Raw genomic sequence first — 24,014 nt, 5'->3', positions numbered from 1 at the left:
GCTAGATGGAGGGGAAATTATGATTTCAACGGTTTGGAATACAATAAAAAAAGGTGAGCTTGCACCAGTATATTTGCTTGTTGGTGAAGAAAGCTATTTTATAGATGAAACCATTAAACGTTTAAAAGAGGCAATGGGTCCAGAAGAAGATCTGGAGATGTCCACATTTGATTTAGAAGAAGTACCAGTAGATGCAGTCATGGATGAAGCAGATACCATTCCTTTTTTCTCAGAACGTAAGCTTATTATTGCTAAAAATGCTTCGTTTTTAAAGGCAACCGAGAAAGGGAAGGAAAAAATCGATCATGATGTGAAACGATTGGAAACATGGCTGTCAAATCCTTCTGATTTTTCCGTAACGGTTTTTATTGCCCCTTATGAAAAATTGGATGAACGCAAAAAAGTGACTAAAATGATGAAAGAGCATGCATTATTTGTACAAGCAGAAACACCAAAAGAGCAGGATTTAGCCGTATGGATTCAAGGCATTGTCAAAGCACAAGGTAATAGCATTACACAAGATGCTATTGAATTGCTTGTTACGATGGTCGGAGCCAACATGCTACAATTACAGATGGAAATTGACAAGCTAACCCTTTATTTAGGTGATGGTGGCGAAATTACAACTTCTTTAGTGGAGGATTTGGTGGCAAAAACATTAGAGCAAGATGCCTTTAAAATGCTTAACGCATATTTGGCGAATGACTCTGTCGGAGCCTTGTCCATCTACCATGATTTATTGCGACAAAAACAAGAACCTATTATGTTAGTGGGCTTGCTAGCATCCAATGTTCGTACCATGTCCAATGTTTTTTATTTATTGAAAAAAGGGTATCACCCTCAACAAATCGCTAAAAATTTAAAAATTCATCCGTATCGCGTCAAACTTATGATTGAGCAACGGCATCGGCCTTCAGAAGAAAATTTGCTACGGGCATTATATCAATTAGCAGAGGTTGATTTACAGCTCAAATCGTCTGGTGGAAATCGAGAGCGCTATCTAGAGCTATTTTTATTGCGCCAACTATAGGCAAAGAAAGCTGTCCAATAAGGGCAGCTTTTTAAGTTCTCTATAAAATTAAAAAGATCAGCTACTCCTAATAGAGTATCTGATCCTTTAAACAATTACGCTTTTTTAGCAAGGCGAGACTTTTTACGAGCCGCCGCGTTTTTGTGGATAAGTCCTTTTGAAGCTGCTTTATCTAAAGATTTGAAAGCTGCTTGTAAAAGTTCTTGTTTGTTTTCAGCGTTAGCAGCAACAGCGTTTTCAGCTTTTTTCACTGTAGTACGCATTGCAGATTTAGCTTGAGAATTAGCAATGTTAGCTTTTTCGTTAACTTTTACGCGTTTAATCGCAGATTTAATGTTTGGCATATATTTCACCTCCTAAATTAGGTACGAGATGATATCTTCTCATTGATTTCTTGTGTCAATACAACAAAAATCATTTTAACAAACGCTTGGCCAAATTGCAATAGATAAATGCAAAGAATATTTACTTGACAGTTTGAACAAACTACAGCTTGAGGTGAACTGTATGCAAAATTTTAATTGGCAACGAACAGATTTAATCGATGAATCAGAAGAGGTAGTTGTCCATCAGACCAAAGAGCAAAAAGAAAAGCTTGAACAATCAAGTGGCATTCAAATTGAAGATCGGAATGCTGGTCGAGTAAAAATTACAGATGTTCTTGTAGATGCTGAAGGGGAAAAGCAAATTGGTAAAAAGGAAGGGCAGTATATTACCCTTTCTGTCCCTACGCTAACATTAGAAGATCAAGAAGGCTTTGCACAACTTGAACAAGAATTGCTTGTCAATTTCAAAAAAATGCATGACGCACTTTCTTGGCAAGAAGACGATAAAATTTTAATAGTCGGTTTAGGCAATCGCACTATTACACCTGATGCAATAGGTCCCTATTTAATTGACCATTTGCATAGTTTAGATGTCATTGATGAAAAATTTGTCATGTATGCTCCTGGTGTAACAGGACAAACAGGCTACGAAACAGGTGAGTTTGTGGCTGCTATTGCTGAACGTCTGCAACCGAAATTAATCATTGTAGTAGATGCACTTGCTACAAGAGCGAGTAATCGACTCTGTAAAACGATTCAATTAACAGATACAGGCATACATCCAGGTTCAGGAGTAGGCAATCAACGGCAAGAGATTTCCTATAAGATGCTTGGCATTCCCGTAACAGCAATAGGGATCCCTACTGTAGTAGATGCACCTGTATTAATTGCTGATGCGGTAGAAACTATGCTCCGTTCGATAGCTGCTCGTGTGGCTGAACGCAGTAAACCGTCATCGAAGCTTTCATTATCCTCATGGCAACCAGATATCAACAAGGAACTGGATATGACGTTAGTACAACCTATATTTGGAGAATGGGCGACATGGACGAAGGAGGAGCGGCAGCAGCTGTTTGAGGAAACCTTCGCTGGCTCCCACACACAATTGATGGTTACACCAAAAGAAGCAGACTATTGGATTGATCGCTATGCAAAATTAGTGGCTTCTATGCTAATGGATTGGGCAAGTGATTTATAAATAATGAAGAAACAATGCTTAGAGTAGTCCTTCTAAAACACGCTTATTTATGCGTAAAACAAGAAATTTATTTTCGTTCTAATTAACATCCCCCCTCCATACGATATGGGGAGGAGGGTGTGACTTTGCTAAAAAAACTACAATGGTCATTTGGTATATTATTGTTCTTTTTCGTATTACCTGTCATTGCTGGGCAACTTCCGTTCAACAAGCAAGCATCGACTCCGATCAAACAATCAGAAGATAAGCAAGTCGTGTTTGCTGCTACCAATTTAGCTGAACAAAGTGTACTGGAACAAACGAAAGAACCTGAACCAGATCAAGCCCTAGACCCGGACCCATTTAAAGTGTTAGTGTTATTTACCCATACGCATGAAGCATATGAACCCATGGTGAAAGCAGTGAGTGGTAAGGTAGCGACTTCTCATGAAACGGTCAATATTATGAGCCTGAAGGATAAGATTGTGAATCATTTTAATGTAAATGGTTTAAAGACGGATGTTCTTGATGTAGATATTATGAAGAAATTACAAGAAGAGGGTAAAGGCTATCATGAATCTTATAATGTGATGAGGCCATATTTAAGTAAGCATTTAGAAACAAATAATTATGATTTAATAGTTGATTTACATCGTGACTCATTAAAACATGATCTTACAACGATCTCATATAATGGGGAAAATTATGCGAAAATCGCTATTGTTGTTGGGGCAGAGCATGCTAATTACCGCTGGAATACAGCCTATGCTGAAAGTTTATCATCCACACTAAATGCCATCGTTCCAAAAATTTCTAAAGGGGTTATTTCTAAAAGTGGTGATGGGGTTGATGGGCGATACAATCAGGATTTAGCAAAGCAAATGATGATTATTGAGATTGGTGGAATTGGTAATACTGAGGAAGAGGTTAATCGTACAATTGCTGTAATTGGTAAGGCCATATCAAAAGCGTTTGTCAATGATTCAACAAAATAGACCAATCATATTAAAAAGTGGGACTCTTGTGGGCTCACTTTTTTAATATTGTATGATAATAAAATTTCCAGAAATAATTCTCATTAATTGTCTTTCCATTGCTCCATTCTTGTCTTATAATTTTCAAGTTGGCTCGCGAATTTCATGATAAAACGTTAAGTGAAGGCATATGCAAATAAAGCAAACATACTTTTGAAGTATATCCCATTTTTGGAATGCCTTTTTAAGTCTATAGCAAAATATACATATGAATTTTTAGAAGATAAAAAGTGATAACGTTTCATTTTTCTCTCAAACTTTTATCGTATTTCAATCGTCAAACATATAAGTGAATAAGTAAAAATAATAGAGAGGGGATGGTTATTAATCAAAAGGTTCTATTACGTGACAACAGGTTTTATCTTGATACGGAAGGGAATACCTTCAAAAAGCGCTACTCCCTAACATCATTTATCCGAAGCCGTGTGCGGTTATTACAGATTGTGACAGCGCTTTTAGATTGACTTCTCATTGTACAGCTAGAAAAAACCAACACATTATACCGAAACGAAATTGAGAGATTATTGAAGGAAGGAATAGTATGTCAGGCAAGTCATTAAATCATCGTTATATTCCTGGACTAGACGGGATTCGAGCATTGGCTGTATTAGCAGTTATTGCTTATCATTTTAACTTCAGTTGGGCTAGAGGTGGCTTTTTAGGAGTAGATATCTTCTTTGTATTATCGGGCTATTTAATCACCTCTACCATCTTACCTTTAAAGGGCAATCAATTAACAGTCAGCCTAAAGAAATTTTGGGTGGGACGATTTAGAAGGCTACTACCAGCTGCCTACGTTATGATTGTTACATCATTTGTTTGGGCAATGCTCTTTCATAAAGAGCTTCTCCATACTTTGCGCGGGGATGCATTGTCCTCCATTTTTTATTCAAGTAATTGGTGGTTCATTTTTCATAAACTCTCTTATTTTGATAGTTTCGGTTCTCCATCACCTTTAAAAAACCTATGGTCATTAGCTATTGAAGAACAATTTTACTTGATTTGGCCATTGCTCTTAATGATTGGACTTTTTGTTGTTAAAAAACAAAATAAACTAGCAAATATCGTCTTTTGTGGTGCCCTTTGTTCAGCATTCGTAATGGCATTACTCTATCAGCCAGGCGCTGATCCTAGTCGTGTTTATTATGGAACGGACACACGTTGTTTTGAATTATTAATAGGCTGTTGGCTAGCACTTGTTTGGCCAATGAAACGACTATCTTCTCAAAAATTATCAGCGAACCATGTGAAGAAACTAAATACGATGAGTTTCATGGCACTTACTATTTTTTTAGTAAGCATAGTGTATGTGGATGAATATCAATCCTTTCTTTATAGAGGAGGCATGTTTTTATTTTGCTTGAATGCTGCCGTTTTGATTGCATGTATTTCTCATCCAGTCAGCATACTAGGAAAAATATTAGCATGGAAGCCATTATGTTGGATAGGCTCTCGTTCCTACGGCATTTATCTATGGCATTATCCTGTCATGGTTTTAGGGACACCCATTCATGAAATTGGTAATCCCTCCTATTGGCGAATATTCCTGCAGCTTTTACTAATCCTGATGATTGCAGAGCTATCCTATCGCTTCATTGAGATGCCCATCCGAAAAGAAGGGTTCAGAGTCTATTGTCAAAAATATCTGATTTGTAATAAAAATAAGTGGGGAAGCCTTACTTTTCCACGAAAAATATCAACGGTTATGGTTCCTCTTTTCCTGCTTGTATTTTTCACAGGCATGACAGGTGTAGTGGGTGAAAGTCAGCAACACCCATCTAAAACGCTGCCAACAACGATAAAAATTAATGGCGAAGAGCCTACAGCCAATCTGAACAAGCAGGACAAACAAGCTGAAGCCTCCACTGACAAGCCTTCTCAAAGTAAGGATGAGGGAGGAGAGGATGTTCAGGAGATAGAAACACCTAAACAAGAAGAAAATAACACCATTATAGAGCCTGAAAAGGATGAGTTTTATCGTGGCATACTAGCCATTGGCGATTCCTTAATGATTGATATTGCCCCGAGCTTACATACTATGTATCCGACTATTACAATCGATGGAAAAATAGGCCGTCAAGTTTCGCAAGCTGTAAAACTTGCCCCAAATTATGCAAGTTTTAATCAACCTAATCATGCCGTCATTCTACAATTGGGGACAAATGGTTATTTTACGACTGACCAAATGGATGCCCTCCTTGAAGCTTTTTCAAATGCCGATATTTATTTAGTGAATACACGTGTGCCGCGATCTTGGGAAGCAAAGGTGAATGAAGCTTTACTGCAAAAAGCACAGGAACATGAGCGAATAACACTAATTGACTGGCATGCAGCAGCCATCAATCACCCTGAATACTTTGCCCCTGACGGTGTACATTTAGAGAAAAAAGGGGTAGAAGTTTTAACAAAGCTCATTCAACAATCCTTAAACAAATAAAATAAAAAAGTCAGTATACACAGTTTTGTCTGCGTAGCTGACTTTTTCTATATCTGACATCTTTCTTGGAGTGTTACTATTTCAAAAAAATTGACCTTAAGACTATTTGCTCGGCCTATTTACTCTATTGGTTGTTGATCCTGTATAGTAAGCTTAACTAATTGATCGGTCCCTTGAGTACGAGGAAAATAGTTCAGTATCCATTCTTTCTTTTTAGGATCATAGTTTATGTTTGTAATGATGGGATTGTGTTCAAGTTTTTTGGCTACATGGATGATGATATCTTTTGGAGAAAGCGTACTTTTTACGGTGGAGGGTAAAACCTCAATCTTCTCTGTATTTGTTTGACCAGGGTAAGATTCATCAATCGTATCTGCCCATACTTTGACATAATCCCCTATCTCTAACGTTTTGGTTGTTGTTACCCAAAGTGCATCTACAAATTGTGTATTGGAATCATTTGAAGGGACAGGTTCATTGCTTACAACGAGGAACCTGCTTTCTTGAGTGGCTGTCACATATCCTTCAATTGTTGCCGCCTCTTTATTGTTTATATGGTCTTTTGGTGTGCCACATCCAACTAAGACAAGAAGCACCAACCATCCTACTATGAATTTTTTCAACCGAATCCCTCCTCTTGGCAAGTAGACGCATTTCCATCTATATTGTCACACATCGTGTGCTACCGTAGCAGATTTCTCTGTATTTACATCCTTAATACTGTAAAATTTAAAAACGATGTGAAACACTGAAAGTATTGATATTATAGGCTTTCAAGTCTAGTTGCTGTTGTACTTTGCGTAACGTTCATAGTATAATTCATTATAGTTTAATTAGGAGTGGAAAAGATGAACCGAGAAGCACGTTTAAAACGACAAGAGAATATACGAAATTTCTCTATTATTGCACATATTGACCATGGGAAATCAACGCTTGCTGACCGTATTTTAGAGCAAACAAAATCTTTAACTTCCCGTGAGATGAAGGCACAGCTCCTCGACTCAATGGATTTAGAGCGTGAGCGAGGCATTACAATTAAGTTAAATGCAGTTCAATTAAAGTACGAAGCAAAAGACGGCGAAGTGTATACATTCCATTTAATCGACACACCAGGACACGTCGATTTCACATATGAAGTATCACGTAGTTTAGCTGCTTGTGAGGGTGCCATTTTAGTTGTGGACGCAGCACAAGGGATTGAAGCACAAACACTAGCAAATGTTTACTTAGCACTTGACAATGACTTAGAAATTTTACCTGTAATCAATAAAATTGATTTACCTGCAGCTGACCCTGAACGTGTACGTCAAGAAGTAGAAGACGTTATTGGATTAGATGCCTCTGAAGCAGTTTTAGCTTCTGCAAAAGCAGGTATTGGTATCGAGGATATTTTAGAGCAAATCGTAGAGAAGGTACCTGCACCAACTGGTGATCCAGATGCTCCACTACAAGCTTTAATTTTTGACTCTGTTTACGATGCTTATAAAGGTGTTATCATTTCGATTCGTGTCATTAATGGTACTGTCAAGCCTGGCGATAAAATTCGCATGATGGCAACCGGTGCGGAATTCGAAGTTATTGAAGTTGGGGTACATACACCAAAAGTTGTGCCACAGGCTGAATTAACAGTGGGGGATGTAGGGTATTTAACTGCATCTATCAAAAATGTAGGAGACACACGTGTAGGGGATACTGTAACCTATGCAAATCGACCTGCAGCTGAGCCATTAGCTGGTTATCGCCGTTTGAACCCAATGGTCTACTGTGGTTTGTATCCAATTGATACAGCCAAGTACAACGATTTACGTGAAGCGTTAGAAAAGCTAGAGTTAAATGATTCTGCTCTACAATATGAGCCAGAGACATCGCAAGCACTTGGTTTTGGTTTCCGCTGTGGATTCTTAGGATTACTACATATGGAAATTATTCAGGAGCGTATTGAGCGTGAATTTAATATCGACTTAATTACAACAGCACCTTCCGTAATTTACAACGTTCATATGACAGATGGTACCGAGCTTAAAGTTGATAATCCATCCTTTATGCCAGACCCACAAAAAATCGATCGTGTCGAGGAACCATATGTGAAAGCAACCATCATGGTACCAAATGATTATGTGGGAGCGGTTATGGAACTTTGTCAAATGAAGCGTGGTAATTTCATGACAATGGATTATATTGATACGTCGCGCGTAAGTATTATTTATGAAATGCCATTATCAGAAATTGTCTATGATTTCTTTGACTATTTAAAATCAAATACAAAGGGCTATGCATCATTCGACTATGAACTTATTGGTTACCAGCCATCGAAATTAGTAAAAATGGATATTTTATTAAATGGTGAGCAAGTCGATGCACTAAGCTTTATCGTACACCGTGACTTTGCCTACGATCGAGGCAAAATCATCGTAGAAAAATTAAAAGAATTAATTCCACGCCAACAATTTGAAGTACCAATTCAAGCAGCAGTTGGACAAAAAATCGTGGCGCGTTCAACAATTAAAGCCATCCGTAAAAACGTATTAGCGAAATGTTACGGGGGAGATATTTCTCGTAAACGAAAGCTTCTTGATAAACAAAAAGAAGGTAAAAAACGTATGAAACAAGTAGGCTCAGTCGAAGTCCCTCAAGAGGCATTCATGGCTGTGCTGAAAATGGATGATTCGAAGTAAGTTTGATATAATCAGGGTTTATAAGGATTTAAGCAAATAGTCTTGTATCAGGTGGGTGGAGATTGCCACCATTTGCCACCGCATTGAAATTGTGCAAGCAATTTAAAAATCTTTAGCGATGGCATCAAAAATATAGGCAGCATCTCTTGCCATCTTCTGTGTTAAATGGACATAGCGGTCTTCAGTAATTGCTGATCTGCTATGTCCTAATCTTTTTGACTTGTTTTTATTGGTTGTCCATTTTCAGTTAGCATCGTTAATAATAATGCCGAGATACTCGTATTTATTGAGTAACTGGGTATTTGGCTACTATCAGCTGCTTTTTTTTCAGATAGTTGGCTAATTTACAGTGAATCTTTTCACAGAGTCTCGAATCTCCTACTTTTAATTAAGTTATCTTCTCCTTACTCTTTTTCTTTTCTCTTCAATTTTTCTGAATAATAAATAAACTATTGTAATTATAAGATAAAGTATGACAAAATTTGATATCACATTATTATCACTTTTACTGGCTATATATACATATACCCCTACTACCACCGCTAAAATTAATGGCTTATATATTGAATTCATAATCAATCCACCTTTTCTTAGTGTTAGAAATAATTCACAATATTCTCTTGGAATATATAGTTTATAATATTAAAATTTTAAATGTTAATCTATAATTAATTATCATATATGGAAATATTTATTTAAATTAATTATTTATGAGGTATTATTAAACTAAAAGAGATTAATTAAGAAGTATAATATTTGTGAAAAATCATAGAGAGGGGGAGTTTAATTTAAATGAGAAACGTGTACTTGTTATTTGCGATTATCGGCACAGTATTCCCGTATTATTTTTTGGTGCAATTCTTGAACAAAAACGGATTTGATTTAGGGTTATTAGTAGATTTATTATTTGCAAACTCGATATCGACCTTCTTCGCTGTTGACTTTTTTATTTCATGCTTTGTTTTTATAATCTTTATGTTTAATGAGTCAAGAAAGTATAACATTAAAGAAAAGTGGATATGTCTATTAACTTTGTTTACAGTTGGTTTATCGCTGGCATTACCGTTATTTTTGTTTTTTAGAGAGCCATACATAAAGAAAGAAGTGTTGTTAAACTCCAATGAAAGAACGTGAAAATCTTCCATTTTCTTTGGTGTAGTATCTATTTTGTGTTACATGGATGGAAAACGGGGCAGGTTAGATGAACAAGCGTAAATAATTCTACAGTCCTTATTTAGATAGAGATTCCATTAATGAGAGGGAGAAAATGAGTAATTTCAGAGGGATAATCTTAGAAGCTATTCGAATGCTGGAAAAGAACGATTCAAGCTAAAAAACAATTAGTAAAGCTACTATTTGAACGCATAAATAACCAATTAAATATTTCACCTCAAGATGTTGAAATTACAATTTTTGAAACGCCTAAACATAATTGGGGAATAAGAGGGTTACCTGGGGATGAATTAGCACTTAATTACAAAGTAAATATTTGATATAAAGCCGCTATTTTTTTAGAGTTAATTCGACTATGTGAAATGTGCTCTGTCTTATTAATTATCTGACCACTAAAAATCGGTAAATGAAGAACCTATAAGGACTAAAATAATCTACATAACTTTATTTAATGAATGATTCTAAATAATGCTTGAAGCAATGGGTTTGTCGCTATTCATAATTTATTTACTATTTTTAGGGAGGAGAAAATTGTATGAGTTATATCATAGACATTTCACATCATCAAGGAGATATTGATTGGTCTGAAGCGGTTAAAGATGTTGATTTGGCTATCATCCGCACACAATATGGTACAAGCACAATTGACCGTAAATACGTTCAAAATATAGAAGCATGTATTAAGTACAAGGTACCTTTTGGTGTTTATATTTATGTTACCTTTAAAAATGGTACTGAGGCATTGGAACAAGCAAAAGACTTCTATAACAGAGCAAAAAACTATAATCCGCTATTTTATGTTGTAGATATCGAAGAAAGCTTTGGTGCTAGTGTCCAAAATATCGTACAAGGCACACAGGTGTTTATTGATTATTTAAAAAGTAAGGCTGTAAAAGTCGGGCTATATACAGGCCATCATTTTTACAAACCTTATCTGATGGATACCGTTAAAAATTATGATTTCCTGTGGATTCCTCGCTATAGTGGCTCTAGCTCACCTGGACTAAAGCCAAACTTTGCTTGTGACTTATGGCAGTACACAGACAAAGGGATTGTAGCAGGTATTAAAGGAACTGTAGATTTAAACCAATTAAATGGATCTAAGTCTTTATCCTGGTTCACAGATACTGATAAGAAGAAGGAAATAGCATTGTCTCAGTATGAAGAATTAAAGAGAGAAAATAAACAACTAAAACAGGAACTTACTGAAATGAAAGAGTTATTAGTTGGGATAAAATCAAATGCTAGGGTATCACCAGCACATAAAGAAGATTGGGAGTGGGCCATTGAAGAGGGAGTTATACGAGGCGATGGCAAGTGTATGAATCCTACAGATACACTCACAAGACAACAAATGGCAACGATGCTCAAACGGTTCTATGATAAATTTATTAAATAATAGCATTGTCTCGCCTATAAGTACCTGAGAACTAGCAGCAAAATATTTAGCCTAATATTGAGTGTATTCGTCATAAAAGGAATCACTATTTATAGTGATTCCTTTTATAGTGGGACCAACCTGTTTGAAATTTAGTGAAACAATAGGAAAAACTTGGCTAATAAAAAAATGGGGACTCCTACAATTATTACGCCTGCAAAGAAATAACAAAACAACATAAAAACATCGAAAACCGCACCAGCTAAATCATCAATGAATTTTAACATTTCATTCCCCTCCAAACATAATAAGTATTAGCATTTATAATCTCTTTATTGCTTACCAATCATCATACTGATCTAAAGTCTTTTTTAGAGTCTTATCCCACATATCGAGAGTCCCGTAAATTGTTATTAGGATATTTTCATCAGATGGTAACACTTGAAAGCTAAGTGGAAATCATACTGAATATTCATTGTAATTTGTCATACCCTAAACCACGAAGCTTGTGTGTATCTCCTAATAACGACCCTGTAAATCTTTTGGAAAGTGTTTTATATTGTATGCATAAAGCATGTTATTGACTAAAGATTTGTTTTTTACATAAAGTTCTTGTGTAATCGGATAGAGCATTTTTTACTTCTATATTCGAAATGGTAGTGTTCGTTTCCATATCATATGGTGACTATTTGCTCCCCAATAGTTTTCAAGGATAAAATCAGGCTGTCCAAATTTCTTCTGCCAGATCATTTGCGCTTGTTTATATCCACTATCTAAACAAAAACTAGGAACCCTTCGATTTTCTAACGTTAGGAGCATTTTCTGTAGTAGTATGGTGCCGATCCCACGATTTTGATAGTCAGGATGAACAAAAAGGGTGCCGATTTCTAGACAATTGAATAGTTCTTCTTTGATCGTTTGTTGAATGATTTCGTTGGCTTCACCGCATTCGATAGTACCTATTATGTCATGGGTTTCTTCATTTAAAGCTAACCAGAAAAATCTTTTTTTGCCCTGGCTTTCTAAGTCCATTGCTACATACTGTTTTTTCGTTTCCCATTCATCCTGTTGATCGTCCACTAGCTCGGCAATCCCTTCTTTTTTATAAGTATCCCGAATGACAAGATCAAAGAATTCGTGTAACGCCTGGATGTCCGACTGTTCTGGACGTCTAATAAGTAATTTCATGATTGCTTGCTCCTTATAATGGATGTCGTTGGTGGTTTAGTAGGGATCGAGCTCGATGCACATCCACATCTAGTAAGTCATTTATATCTTGCTGTACTGCGGTCAATCGATCAAGTGCCAGCTGTAACCAATGATCGGAGGCATCATATTTTTCAGCGTGCCATAGCAACTCTCCATAACAAATGGCAGCACGAATAAATGTGATATGGTCATTCAGCAGATTTGCCAAATGGGTGGCTTGTTTGAGACATGCTTCCCCTTGTTTTACCTTGCCATAATCTAAATAGCGAAGTGCTTTCAAAAATTCCGTGTTGGCTTGCTGTATTATCTGTTCATTCGTATGTTGCATGACAGATCGCTCCCATCCGTTATTTTTGTTCACGTTATGCATACTACCAGTCTATTTTAATGATTATAACATGTTCCCCTTATTTGGTTAATGATGGGGTATGTTAAAATGCAAGAAAGACACTTGGTCATCAAAAGGAGAGAATTCCATTGAAAGATTCAGAAAAGAAACTCGATGCAGTATTACAGCAAATGCATGATTTTATTGATGAACTTCAGGAGCGGGAGTCAGCCTATCCCATGGTTTTTTATCATCAATCAGAAGAGGATATTAGCCAATTTGTGGATGGTGGGTGGTCATTGCCAGCAGAGTATGTTTATTTTTTGAGACATTATGTTGTGGAAAGGGTTACATGGGCTACAGGTGATTATATTAATCTAAATATCTATGGCGCAAGAGATTTAATACGTGGGCAGGAGGGCTATAATTATAATCCGGTGACAGATGAGATGATTGAGGATTGGCCACATGATTATTTAGTCATTGCCACAGATGAAGGCGATCCCTATTGTCTGGATCTATCAAGAGGTGATACGGCTGTTTTTACCGCTCTTCATGGGACAGGCAGTTGGCATTTTTCCATGGCTTATGACAATTTAATTTTGTTCCTTGAAAGTGTACTGATTCCACCTGGTTTAGAAGACATGTTGCCTGAAGAAAGTTCTGTAGCGTACTATGAACTAACTATTACTGGGGACGGAAAAGATAAACTAAAGACATTATTGTTGCTAAAAAAATTATTATCTTATGATTATTCACAAGCGAGAAGGGCTTTAGAACAGCCCCCGCTAGTAATTTATAGGGGAGTTGAAGCAGGTGCCTTAAAGTTAGAAGCCGAGTTACAGGCTATCCGTGCAGATTTTCAAAAAAGGAAAATTAGCCTAGCTGAATTTATTGAATGAGGGAAATTAACAAGAATGATGGATATCCCTCCTCTAAAGCAGGAAAGGAGGTGTAAGGATGAAAATTAACAAAGCATTAGCACAACACTATCAATGGGGTGCACAGTGTGATGGCTGGCATCTTGTTCAAAATAAGGAGCTTAGTGTGATACATGAGCGAATGCCTGCTCAAACAGCTGAGGTAAATCACTATCACCATCATGCACAGCAGTTTTTCTTTGTTCTTTCAGGCACAGCTACAATAGAACTGAATGATCAAAGAATTGAGTTAAAGCAGCATGACGGAATTGAAGTACCTCCACATGTACCACATCAAATGCGAAACGATTCACAAGAAGATGTAGAATTCCTCGTGATATCGCAGCCAAATAGCAGGGGAGACCGAGAGCGGCTTTAACTACACGAAAGTAAACTTCATTCTTTTGCATGAAGCCATTCTTATCAGCTGCTTGTATAGTAGGGAGGGTAAAGGGGTGCTTAAAGATGAAGATTACGAAGGTAAAATTATATGCCTATGATATGCAAAAAATGGAGCAGTTTTATGTTGATTTGTTAGGCTTTACTTTGTTAGAAAGAACAGCTGACTATTTTACAATAGCCATGGGGGAAAGCAGGATGACATTTGAAAAGTTGTCTTCTAAAATGCCAAAGCAGTATCATTTTGCATTAAATATTCCTAGTAACTTATTTCAACAGGCAAAGATTTGGGCAGAAGAGCATGTAGGCTTGCTGGATTCAGAGGGGCAGGATGAAGTCTATTTTGAGTTTTTAAAAGCATATGCATGCTATTTCTACGATCCAGAAGGCAATATAGTGGAGCTTATTTCAAGACAGGAAATAAATCCAAAACATGCTGAAGTTAATTTTTCTGTAGAGCAAGTGTTACATATTGGAGAAATCAATTTAACGTCAGATGACATTCAAACAATTGCTGAAAAATTAAAGAAATATGCTATAAACCCTATAGCAAACAAGGAAATTCAACTGGATGGCCTTAATTTTCTAGGAAACTATGAAGACGGAGCCAATATCCTATTAGGACCGAGTGGACGTCTGTGGTATTTTTCTGATAAGAAAGCAGTTATCAGTCCAATTAGTATTGAAATAGACGAAGCTTTACAATTAAATATGGATGAAGAAGGTCAATTAACGCTTCTGCAACTTTAACATCATAAACTTATTGTTGATTAAATATATATATATTTGTATATTTATTCAAAATAAGGAGGGTGTTATATGTATATAATCAAAGAAACAAATCCGACGATAGACTCGTATAAAGCATTGCACCAAACAACTGGCTGGAATGCAAAAGGGCAGTATACGTATGAACAATTATACAAGGCTATTTGTAATAGCTGGTTCAGTACATCTATATATGATGAAGGCAATCTAATTGGCTATGGACGTATTATCTCTGATGGTATCTATCAAACATTTATCTGTGATGTGATGGTGCACCCTGATTATCAAAGAAAAGGAGTTGGCACAATGGTGATGGATGCTCTTTTAGAGCAATGTCAGAAAGAAAATATAAAATGGGTTCAATTATTTTGTGCCAAAGGTAAACAACCTTTCTACCAGAAGCTTGGCTTTAAGGAACGTGAAATAGATGCTCCTGGTATGATGTTGTTTTATACGGAATGAATAAAGGAGCTAGAATCGTTGAAAGCAAAATGCCTAAAAATTTATGAATTTGGAAATCCGCAAGAGGTTGTAAGGCTAGAGAATAAAACAATCGAGCCTCCTCAAGGTCAAGAAATTCTTGTTCGCATGCTAGCCAGACCGATTAATCCCTCAGATTTAATCCCAATATGGGGGAAATATGCTCATAGAATCACTTTACCAACTATCCCTGGCTATGAGGGAGTAGGAATAATAGAAGCTGTTGGACCGCTTGTTTCACCAAAGATTATTGGACAGCGCGTATTACCGTTAAGGGGGGAGGGAACTTGGCAGGAAGTAGTGAAAACGCAAGCAGATTTTGCAGTGACTATTCCTGACACGATGGATGATTTTACAGCAGCACAAATGTATATTAATCCAATTACAGCCTTCGTAACATGCTCAGAGGTACTTAATTTACAAGCAAACGATGTCTTATTAGTAAATGCTTGTGGTTCTGCCATTGGACATCTTTATGCTCAACTTGCGAAATTGCTAGGCTATCGACTTATTGCAGTGACACGAAATAATCAGCATACTGAAGAATTACTGCAACTTGGGGCAGCATTTGTCATTGATACCTCTCAAATGCCACTTTACGAAACCGTTATGGCATTAACAGATGGTAAGGGAGCAGATGCAGCAATTGATTCGATTGGTGGAGAGGCTGGCAATCAGCTTGCCTTCTGCGTAAAGCCCGAGGGTATTTTTTTAGCTATTGGCCTTTTATCGGGTATTCAGGTAAATTGGACAAACATTGTGAAGGAAGCAAAGGTACAAGCGAGGATGTTTCATTTACGCCATTGGCAACGTCAGACGTCAATTGAAAAATGGCAACAAACGATGCAACAGCTTATATACCTTGTACAGGATGGCTCCTTAAAAATGATGAATGTACATGCTCATTATCCATTATTGGATATCCATAAGGCAATCGATGCTGTTGAGGGAACTAAAAAAGGAAAAGTATTTTTAACGAATGTTGATTAAATAACATACTACCGTCGTAGTTGAGCTACTACGTGTAGTATGTTTTTTTATAGGGACATGAGTGTTTTTAGCTCTGGAGAAAATAGTTCATACATTGTCCTGCTCCAAAAAGTGAGCAAGTCGCTCAAAAGAAGTGAGCCTCCGCCCAGATTAAAGAATTCACTAGCAATAGTAGTAACATATCTTTAAAACTAACTAAATTAGTAATTTGAGGTAATAAAGAGGTATGATTAGGCTAGGTGTTTTGAAATAAAGGAGTATAGATGATGAAGAAGATCAATCAACTAAAAAAGTCAATACAACGACTGAGTGAAGCTGATGCAAAGAAGATGCTGCTTTTAACTTTAATAAATGAACAGTCAAGAGACAGCATGTTACAGTTTTTATTACAACAAGCCGAGGAGCGGGATCCTTCAAAGGTACAAACGGTGCATATTGTATTCGGTCATTCACCTGGGGGGAGCTTGAAAGCAGCCTTTCGTAATCCTGACTATGCTAAGTCCGAGGAGATTATTGTTGTGCCAGGTAATTTTTCTGTTGGTCCTTTGAAAGATGTACATACACGGGACGGAATTGAAGCTCGTTTTCAATGGTTGGAACAGCGCTATTTAATAGAAGACGATGGATTGATGATAGGTGAGCGGGAGATGAAGGAAGCAATAGATAAAATTAAAAATATTCCCCCTCATCAGGATATAATCGTTTGGACTTGTCAAAATGCTCATGAGCAAATAGGACTTCGACTCGTTTTGGCGATGCTCAAACAGAAAACAAATGATATCTATGTATTAGATACTTTTCAGTTATTTCATGAGTTGTATACTTTACCACAGTTAGCAGAGGATCATTATCCAAGATCAACTGGTGAAGTCAGAGCAGAGGATTTATGTTATTTTTATGAGCATTTCCAATCACGGCCATTAAAAGAGGCATTGAGGCACTCCCTATGCAAAGAAGGGCTAAATCTGTTAATGGATGATTACGATTGCATACATACCTGGAAATACCATGAACTTTGGGGCAATAACAACGAAGATAGAGAAGATGACTTGATCATTGCCTGTGCGAAACGTTTACAGGAAGAACAAGAGGAAATTCATTATCAAGTTGCAGCTAGGTTAATTGGAGAGGTAATGGGGCATATGGAGGAATTGAGAGAGGTTGAATGGATTGACTATCGTCTACGCCAATTAATTCAGCAAGGCATTTTTTCTTATCAAGGCGAGTTAAAGGGAATATTACACTATAAAGTAAAGTTAGCAGATGCAACGAACTATAATCCTTCATGATTTTTATGATATAATTTTTTTGATATAGACGGTTAGAAGGAGTGAGATCATTGTTAAAAACTGAAGTATTTGAACAATTAAAAACGGCAATGAGAGAAAAAGATACGTTAGCGAAGGGTGTATTATCCCTTTTAAAGTCAGCATTAGACTTAGCTGAAAAAGAAAAGGGAGAGGCTTTAACAGCTGACGAAGAAATAGCTATTATTAATCGAGAGGTCAAACAAACAAATCAAGCTTTAGAAGGTGCACAAACGGCAGGGCGAGCAGACCTGATTGAAAAAGAGGAAGCCAAATTGACACTTTTGAGATCATTTTTACCAAAGCAATTATCAGAAGAAGAAATTGCAGAGAAATTAGTGGCAGCTGGTGTTGGAAAAGGAATGAACATGGGAGAAGCGATGAAAATTGCAAAACCATTGCTGACAGGTCAGGCTGAAGGTGCCGTTATTTCAAAAGTTGTGAAGAGTATTATTGCATAAACTTCTACCACTACGGTAGAAGTTTTTTTATGGATGGAAAAATCCGCTATCTCATAATTAGGATAGCGGATTAGTTATATTTTATAACTTGAATTTTTGAATAATATTGCGAAGCTGTTGCGCCATTTCAGCTAAGTTGTTCGAAGAAGCGGTTATTTCTTCAATACTTGCGGATTGCTCCTCAGAGGCAGCTGCTACGTTTTGAATATTGCCTGAAGCTTGTACAGCTACAACCCCCACTTGTTCAACAGAACTAGCAATACTACTAACACCTTCATTGATATTGGACATCACGTTATTGACATGGTCCATTTCTCTCGTCAGTGCAGTGACTTGGGCATAGATTTCAGCAAATGCCTCTCCGGATGCATTGAATGTTGTGGAGCTTTCGGCAAGATTACTGCTACTGATAGCCATTGATTTGACGGCTTGTGAAGATTCCTCTTTAATCGTTTCAATGCGTGTTCGAATACTGTTAGTTGCCTCCAATGATTGATCGGCTAATTTACGGACTTCTTCCGCTACAACTGCAAAGCCTTTACCGTGTTCGCCTGCACGCGCTGCCTCAATCGAAGCATTTAATGCAAGTAAATTCGTTTGATCCGTAATCTGGGTAATCAATGTCACAATATCCCCAATTTCATTTGTGTATGTGCTTAAACGTTCTACTACAGCTGCTGACTCTTGAATAGCCTGAGATGTTACAGCCATTTTTTCAGTAGCATCTTGGATCGTTGTGTTGCCTTTTTCTGATATAGCAGATGCTTGGAATGCCTTATCTGTAACATCGGTTACACTTGTCACTACCTCTGACATTTTGTTTGAGATGGTTGTAATATGACTATCTACTTCTTCAATCGAAGAGGTCTGCTTTTCCGAACCCGCTGCAACCTCTTGCATAGAAGAGGTTATTTGCTGAATGGATGCACTTGTCTGTTCAGAGCTTGCTGTTAATTCCTCCGACATGGCGGCCACTTGTTCAGCATTTTGGGCGATTTGATGAATCAACGAGCGTAAATCTTCCGTCATATTTTCTATCCCTGAAGACAGCTGGGCAATTTCATTGGACCCTTTTATTTGGAGAGGTTCGACGGCTAAATCACCTTGTGCAACTTGACTGACATAGCGAGTCATTTTTTTGATTGGCTTCGTAATACCTACACTAATAAAGTAAGCAACGATCACGCCAAAAATAATAAATATAACTGTAAGAATAATACAGATCCATAGTGTTTCCGTTTGAAGTTCAGCGATGAAGGAGGCATCCATATCTAAACCGAAAATAATATCTGTATCTTTAAATGGGATAAAGATGGATTTGTGGATACCATACTCATCCTTATAAATATCACTTGTTTGTGTATTACCAGTAGCTACGGCTTCATGCATTTCTTCACTAAATACATAATCTTGCTGATGATTGTCGGTATTACTTAGAGCGACGATATGTTCCTTACCATTTGCTTTAGAAAGGATATAGGCGTTTTCAACATCATATTTTTTAACCGTTGCATTCAATTGATCTAAAAGCTTTTTGTATTTGTCAGGGCTACCATTATCCGCTGCCTTTACATCATTTTTCTCAATATCTTCAAAAATCGTTGTCGATGTAATCTCTAAAGTAGATTCAAATTGTTTAATAACAAAGTTGTCAATAATGCGGTAAGAAACGGCAAATAACACAATACTAAAGAGCAAGGAAATAATCGCTATTGGAATGGTGAAACTGGCTATATATTTATAGAGTAAAGAGCTCTTAAATTTAGTGACGATACGCAATGTGAGACGCCTCCAGTACTTTAAGCTTTTGCTGTAAGAATTGAATCATATCAGGAATATGCGCTGTCTCCGTATAAGGTGAAATTGAGAAGAATTTTGCCGCTGCAACTGGAACATGTTGTGTTGTATCACTTGTATGAACGGTGCAAACTCGTGTTGTGTCACCAAAGAATACTTCGTCTCGACCTTCTCCAATAATTTCAAAGAATGAAGCGTTGATGCCATTAATATGTTCAATTTGATCTTGTGTATAATGACCAGCTTGTTCAGCTTGCCAATTCAGCCCATCTGGATACAAACGGAAAGCTGTTACAGGACCGATATTCATTTCATTCACCACTTGTAACATTGGTGTTTTATCAGCTAATTGAGCACGGAACGCTAAATTCACTCGTACATAATTAGCTAATAGTTGTTGATAGCCCTCTTTGCCGAATGCCTGTAATGCAGCAAAAATTGCAATGGAGCTACCCATACGAGAGCATTCTAATGTATAGCCAGTATGATAAGAGCCATAGCCACGATTGCCTACATATGGCGTATCAAAGTCCTCAATATCTAGTAGCTGTAAACTTTTACCTTCCTTAATTAAGAATAGACTAGTTAAATAAGGTGTTTGTCCAAGCTTTTGGAAGTCAAAGCAAAGACTATCTGCAATGGCTAGATGTTGCATACGTTCATGGATTTGTGCTAATCCTTGTAAAACCTCTGCCTCGAATTGGAGTGGATTTTTATTAAAATCATAATCATTGAAGAAGGCATAAAAACCACCTAAAGCCGAATCAGCATGAATATGTACTGGTTGTAAGTTGTATTTCTTCTCAAGGGTTGTTGTGACTTCTTTGATGGCTTGGACATCATCAATACCAAATTGATCAGTAGCACCTGTTGTCGCTACTACATAGACAGGAATACCGCCATTTTCGATGACTTCTGTCATACGTACTCGTAAGTCCTCCACATCCATCGAATGATCTTTACCCGCTTTTACACGCACTAAATGTTTACTGCCGATACCCACTGCTTCTACTGATTTTAAAAGACTGTAATGGGCATTCTCTGAAGCAAAGCAATATAAATTAGTAGGAACACCATCTTCTTTTGCTTGTGGGAATTGTTTTGCAATGGCAAGACGAAGTCCACTGAAAACAGCACCTTGTCCACCCCATGTTGTGTAGCCAAAACTTTTTGTATAATCATAGCCTACTAATTTAGACATCATTGCGACTACTTTAACCTCACACTCAGCTGCAGCAGGACCATAAACATCCCATAAATTATTGCCATTCAATAGCGCATTTGTAAACTGTCCTAACACTCCAGGAATACTTGCCATTGGTAAAACATTTGTTACAAAATTACGTGTATGATAAGGGTGTCCTTGCATTAAATGTGTCAATTCTTTTACAACTTGATCTAGTCCAATCCCAGTTGTTGGCACTTGATGCTCTTGCATAAGCTCTTGATAAAAATTAGCAGATCGCTCTTTCATTGGACCAAGAGTTGTCTTATTTGGGTTCTTTAATTCATCTAATGAGGAAACAATTTTCTCTAATAGGGACAAAAAATTCTCTCTTTGTTGGATATTTCCATCTTCGCTCTGGAATAATTGTTGGATATTTTGCATATTCATCATCCTTTTATAGTTCATATTTCCTCTATTTTTACTTCCATAAAAATAGGACATTATACTAAAGGTATAATAGCATATTTTAGCAGAGATGGTGATTATATTTTACTGAAAAAATATTTATAGACATTTCTGAAAAATCTAAGTTTTATTGACAAATTCTAACTATGTTACTGCAGCTTGATTTTTAAAGAAATATCTTAAAATGAAAAAGGATGATGATATTATTATAGGAAAAACTTTAATAGCTATTACTTTTTATCTATTTGCCTAGTTAAAAGAAAAAATCTGCACAAAGAAAGTGCAGATTTTAAGAATTTCGTTATAGTTTGTTTATTTTGTGGTTTCAAAATTATAGACATGCTGTGCTTGTTTTTGAATCATTACTTGAGGTGTTAATGTTAATAACTTATTTCTCAGGCTAATTAAAAAACGATTATTCATCTGAGCCATTTTGCCAATATTCCATGATTGCTTAGAGTAGTTGGCAAATGCTTGAGTGATATTTTTAAGATATTCATAGTAAACTCGATGAAAGCTATGGAAGACAAAGAAAAAGAAAAAGAAAAAGATATTTTAAAAACAGCAATCAAGATGGATAAGATTTTAGACAATATGGAATATATAAATGTTCCTGTTAAATACAAAGACATTCGCAAAGACATACAAGTAGGGGTTACAGATGCAAGAAAAGCAACAAAGCTTATTAAAGACGCTAGTAAAGAGGATAAACCGAATATGCAAGAAGCTGTACTAAAAAGTACTCCACATTTATCGGGTGTAGATGGGGAAAATTGGGATAATGCACTTTATGAGTTAAGTAAGGAAAATAAAGATGTTTATCTTAAAGCACTTGATAAAATAATGAAAGAACATGCGGAATAATATAGTACTATACAACAATTATAAAGGAATTATTTCGTAAAATTAGTTCTTCAACTAACAGGGTGCTTTAGTTCAATAAGAATTAAACAACTTTAAAGAGCCTTACTACACGCTAGAGTGTAGCAAGGCTCTTATATTTTTATAATAATATTAAACAATTTTATTATCGGTTTACCTTTTAAACGTCCATAGAAGGGGATTTTTAATTAACTATTAATGGATTAGACATACCATAACATGAGAACCTAAACAACTAGCACACGCAACAGCACCTACAACATTGCCACCAAATATTACTGACGCACATGCGGCACTACAAATTTGTTTTGTTAGTTCAGGGGCATCATACCAATAGTTTTTTAAGCATTCCCATGAATCACTCCAATAACCTGCTTTAGCACTATTAGTTGATAAAAGGGAAACTTCTGAATTTTCATCGAAATAAACTTGTTTATCAATTACTTTATTTGTACCTACTTCAAGAGTCATACCAAGCATGTCTTCATTGTTTAATGTTGCATAAGTAACATTGATTTCATTATTCTCTATATCTAAAGTTGATTTCATAATGATAAATTCGCCAACTTCACCAGTGGTTTTATCATAAGTAGTCAATAATCGAATATCAAAACTTTCATTGTTCTTTTTATAAGGAATCATCAAACCATCTTTATTCTTACCGTAATCCATATACTCAGTATTTTGCCAATCAAAGTCTTCTCTACTGTATTCACTATGTGTGAAATTCTCTGCAATATCTAAATCCTGTTTCACTTCATTTACAACTACTGAGTCATTAAGGAAACCATTCTTTTCAATTTGCAAAGGTGCTTGTTGTGAGCAACTATTACAATCAGTAGTGTCAGTAGTTTCATTTTTTTCTTTAGCTAAAGCACCTAAATTTACAGATAGGGGTTGAAATGCTAAAAACATAACCATTACAAAAAAGATCAATTTTTTCTTCATTTACTATTCCTCCTAAATTTAAATTTACTTTTTTTTGAAAAATTTGTACCACGGGGTACCTATAAAGAAAACAGCAAACAATAGGATAAGAAAATCATAGGTTTGTATCCCATCTGAAAAAAGGATAAGCAATACGGCTATAAATGCCAATACTCTAAGTAGGACTGATTTTTTCATTTAAGACCCCCATTCTTTTCTGATATTTCGGGAACGGTTGATATACAAAAACCATTCATGGAAAATTCTAACATAAAAAATATTTAATTACCATAAATATACCAATTATTTTATTTTCTTTTATACTACGAAGTATATTCTGTTCTACTAAATAGGTGTAACATTAGATATTATTTTTAAAATATATGTGATATATAATTTACATAAAGTAAACTATATTTTACTCCATATATATGGAGGTTAATATATGAAAAATCATGTAAAAATTGCACGTGTCAAAGCAGATTTGACACAACAACAATTAGCCGATGCAGTAGGAATATCAAGACAGACTGTACTACGGATAGAGAAGGGGAGTTTTAATCCATCCTTGAAGCTTTGTTTACTGATTTGCTATACAGTGAATGCGACATTGGATGAAATATTTTGGGTTAATCAAGGAGATTTTGAATAGAGATTCTAAATAACCTATTTTAATGTAGAAG

The 24,014-nt window shown here is 36.3% G+C and carries 23 protein-coding genes and 2 pseudogenes; 17 read left to right on the top strand and 8 right to left on the bottom strand.

The genetic code is table 11. The annotated features are described in order from the left end of the window. Positions 1 to 19 precede the first annotated feature (19 nt). Positions 20 to 1,030, top strand: coding sequence for a DNA polymerase III subunit delta (gene holA, locus QH639_RS10420; RefSeq protein WP_281116031.1), 1,011 nt, complete (start codon positions 20 to 22; stop codon positions 1,028 to 1,030). Between the two features lie 95 nt (positions 1,031 to 1,125). Here the strand turns inward: holA and rpsT are convergent, their stop codons facing one another. Continuing rightward, entirely contained in the window at positions 1,126 to 1,374 is a 249-nt protein-coding gene (gene rpsT / locus QH639_RS10415) for a 30S ribosomal protein S20 (protein WP_004226906.1), read from the bottom strand. A gap of 163 nt (positions 1,375 to 1,537) precedes the next feature. On the opposite strand from rpsT, the gene gpr reads away from it, so the two are divergent. From gpr to QH639_RS10400, 3 genes are all read left to right on the top strand, one after another. Then, the gene (gene gpr, locus QH639_RS10410) at positions 1,538 to 2,554 is read left to right on the top strand and encodes a GPR endopeptidase (protein WP_131520525.1); all 1,017 of its coding nucleotides are present in this window, start codon (positions 1,538 to 1,540) and stop codon (positions 2,552 to 2,554) included. A 119-nt stretch (positions 2,555 to 2,673) separates the two neighbouring features. Further along, positions 2,674 to 3,528, top strand: coding sequence for a stage II sporulation protein P (gene spoIIP, locus QH639_RS10405; protein WP_225340378.1), 855 nt, complete (start codon positions 2,674 to 2,676; stop codon positions 3,526 to 3,528). Between the two features lie 580 nt (positions 3,529 to 4,108). Next, the gene (locus tag QH639_RS10400; protein ID WP_237898276.1) at positions 4,109 to 6,004 is read left to right on the top strand and encodes an acyltransferase family protein; all 1,896 of its coding nucleotides are present in this window, start codon (positions 4,109 to 4,111) and stop codon (positions 6,002 to 6,004) included. A gap of 119 nt (positions 6,005 to 6,123) precedes the next feature. Here the strand turns inward: QH639_RS10400 and QH639_RS10395 are convergent, their stop codons facing one another. Further along, entirely contained in the window at positions 6,124 to 6,627 is a 504-nt protein-coding gene (locus QH639_RS10395) for a DUF3221 domain-containing protein (protein WP_281116030.1), read from the bottom strand. 225 nt (positions 6,628 to 6,852) lie between these two features. On the opposite strand from QH639_RS10395, the gene lepA reads away from it, so the two are divergent. The 4 genes and pseudogenes from lepA to QH639_RS10375 all read left to right on the top strand — a co-directional run bounded on the left by lepA (position 6,853) and on the right by QH639_RS10375 (position 11,251). After that, positions 6,853 to 8,679, top strand: a complete 1,827-nt coding sequence (gene lepA / locus QH639_RS10390; protein WP_004226914.1) for a translation elongation factor 4 — start codon at positions 6,853 to 6,855, stop codon at positions 8,677 to 8,679. 792 nt (positions 8,680 to 9,471) lie between these two features. Further along, complete coding sequence (locus tag QH639_RS10385; RefSeq protein WP_131520529.1) at positions 9,472 to 9,813, top strand: DUF2834 domain-containing protein; 342 nt, start codon at positions 9,472 to 9,474, stop codon at positions 9,811 to 9,813. Positions 9,814 to 9,995: 182 nt separating this feature from the next. After that, positions 9,996 to 10,172, top strand: a pseudogene (locus tag QH639_RS10380) (tautomerase family protein); the annotation flags it as partial. Positions 10,173 to 10,387: 215 nt separating this feature from the next. Beyond that, positions 10,388 to 11,251: a GH25 family lysozyme gene (locus QH639_RS10375; RefSeq protein WP_281116029.1), complete on the top strand. Its 864-nt coding sequence runs from the start codon at positions 10,388 to 10,390 to the stop codon at positions 11,249 to 11,251. Between the two features lie 131 nt (positions 11,252 to 11,382). On the opposite strand, the gene QH639_RS10370 is transcribed toward QH639_RS10375, so the two are convergent. From QH639_RS10370 to QH639_RS10360, 3 genes are all read right to left on the bottom strand, one after another. Next, entirely contained in the window at positions 11,383 to 11,517 is a 135-nt protein-coding gene (locus QH639_RS10370; RefSeq protein ID WP_004226973.1) for a hypothetical protein, read from the bottom strand. Positions 11,518 to 11,872: 355 nt separating this feature from the next. Next, the gene (locus QH639_RS10365) at positions 11,873 to 12,418 is read right to left on the bottom strand and encodes a GNAT family N-acetyltransferase (protein WP_131520531.1); all 546 of its coding nucleotides are present in this window, start codon (positions 12,416 to 12,418) and stop codon (positions 11,873 to 11,875) included. Between the two features lie 13 nt (positions 12,419 to 12,431). Next, on the bottom strand, positions 12,432 to 12,767 hold the full coding sequence (locus QH639_RS10360) for a hypothetical protein (RefSeq protein WP_131520532.1): 336 nt from the start codon (positions 12,765 to 12,767) through the stop codon (positions 12,432 to 12,434). A 149-nt stretch (positions 12,768 to 12,916) separates the two neighbouring features. Here QH639_RS10360 and QH639_RS10355 point away from each other — a divergent pair, with 149 nt between their 5' ends. The 7 genes from QH639_RS10355 (at position 12,917) to QH639_RS10325 (ending at position 18,092) form a co-directional block, all read left to right on the top strand. Then, the gene (locus QH639_RS10355) at positions 12,917 to 13,669 is read left to right on the top strand and encodes an SMI1/KNR4 family protein (RefSeq protein WP_131520533.1); all 753 of its coding nucleotides are present in this window, start codon (positions 12,917 to 12,919) and stop codon (positions 13,667 to 13,669) included. A gap of 58 nt (positions 13,670 to 13,727) precedes the next feature. Beyond that, positions 13,728 to 14,066 carry a cupin domain-containing protein gene (locus QH639_RS10350; protein ID WP_131520534.1) on the top strand — a complete coding sequence of 113 codons (339 nt, stop codon included), beginning with the start codon at positions 13,728 to 13,730 and terminating at the stop codon, positions 14,064 to 14,066. Between the two features lie 86 nt (positions 14,067 to 14,152). Further along, positions 14,153 to 14,836, top strand: a complete 684-nt coding sequence (locus QH639_RS10345) for a VOC family protein (RefSeq protein WP_281116028.1) — start codon at positions 14,153 to 14,155, stop codon at positions 14,834 to 14,836. Between the two features lie 69 nt (positions 14,837 to 14,905). Continuing rightward, on the top strand, positions 14,906 to 15,316 hold the full coding sequence (locus QH639_RS10340) for a GNAT family N-acetyltransferase (RefSeq protein ID WP_036076278.1): 411 nt from the start codon (positions 14,906 to 14,908) through the stop codon (positions 15,314 to 15,316). A gap of 18 nt (positions 15,317 to 15,334) precedes the next feature. Continuing rightward, positions 15,335 to 16,324: a zinc-dependent alcohol dehydrogenase family protein gene (locus QH639_RS10335; protein ID WP_131520536.1), complete on the top strand. Its 990-nt coding sequence runs from the start codon at positions 15,335 to 15,337 to the stop codon at positions 16,322 to 16,324. A gap of 263 nt (positions 16,325 to 16,587) precedes the next feature. Further along, positions 16,588 to 17,613 (top strand): DUF1835 domain-containing protein, encoded by a 1,026-nt coding sequence (locus tag QH639_RS10330; protein ID WP_281116027.1) that lies wholly within the window; start codon positions 16,588 to 16,590, stop codon positions 17,611 to 17,613. Between the two features lie 50 nt (positions 17,614 to 17,663). Continuing rightward, complete coding sequence (locus QH639_RS10325) at positions 17,664 to 18,092, top strand: GatB/YqeY domain-containing protein (RefSeq protein ID WP_131520538.1); 429 nt, start codon at positions 17,664 to 17,666, stop codon at positions 18,090 to 18,092. An 81-nt stretch (positions 18,093 to 18,173) separates the two neighbouring features. Here the strand turns inward: QH639_RS10325 and QH639_RS10320 are convergent, their stop codons facing one another. Beyond that, the gene (locus QH639_RS10320; protein ID WP_131520539.1) at positions 18,174 to 19,871 is read right to left on the bottom strand and encodes a methyl-accepting chemotaxis protein; all 1,698 of its coding nucleotides are present in this window, start codon (positions 19,869 to 19,871) and stop codon (positions 18,174 to 18,176) included. After that, a complete protein-coding gene (locus QH639_RS10315; RefSeq protein WP_281116025.1) occupies positions 19,855 to 21,498 on the bottom strand; it encodes a pyridoxal phosphate-dependent decarboxylase family protein in 1,644 nt (547 codons plus the stop codon). The genes QH639_RS10320 and QH639_RS10315 overlap by 17 nt, the downstream gene beginning before the upstream one ends. A gap of 552 nt (positions 21,499 to 22,050) precedes the next feature. On the opposite strand from QH639_RS10315, the pseudogene QH639_RS10310 reads away from it, so the two are divergent. Then, positions 22,051 to 22,386 (top strand): annotated as a pseudogene (locus QH639_RS10310) (hypothetical protein); the annotation flags it as partial. A gap of 213 nt (positions 22,387 to 22,599) precedes the next feature. Here the strand turns inward: QH639_RS10310 and QH639_RS10305 are convergent. Beyond that, complete coding sequence (locus tag QH639_RS10305) at positions 22,600 to 23,352, bottom strand: hypothetical protein (RefSeq protein ID WP_227744900.1); 753 nt, start codon at positions 23,350 to 23,352, stop codon at positions 22,600 to 22,602. 424 nt (positions 23,353 to 23,776) lie between these two features. On the opposite strand from QH639_RS10305, the gene QH639_RS10300 reads away from it, so the two are divergent. Then, positions 23,777 to 23,983: a helix-turn-helix transcriptional regulator gene (locus QH639_RS10300; RefSeq protein WP_054550090.1), complete on the top strand. Its 207-nt coding sequence runs from the start codon at positions 23,777 to 23,779 to the stop codon at positions 23,981 to 23,983. The last annotated feature ends 31 nt before the right edge of the window (positions 23,984 to 24,014 follow it).

This window comes from Lysinibacillus sp. 1 U-2021 (assembly GCF_029916965.1).
GTDB classification, from domain to species: Bacteria; Bacillota; Bacilli; order Bacillales_A; family Planococcaceae; genus Lysinibacillus; species Lysinibacillus capsici.
This window is presented reverse-complemented; position numbering and strand designations above follow the sequence as displayed.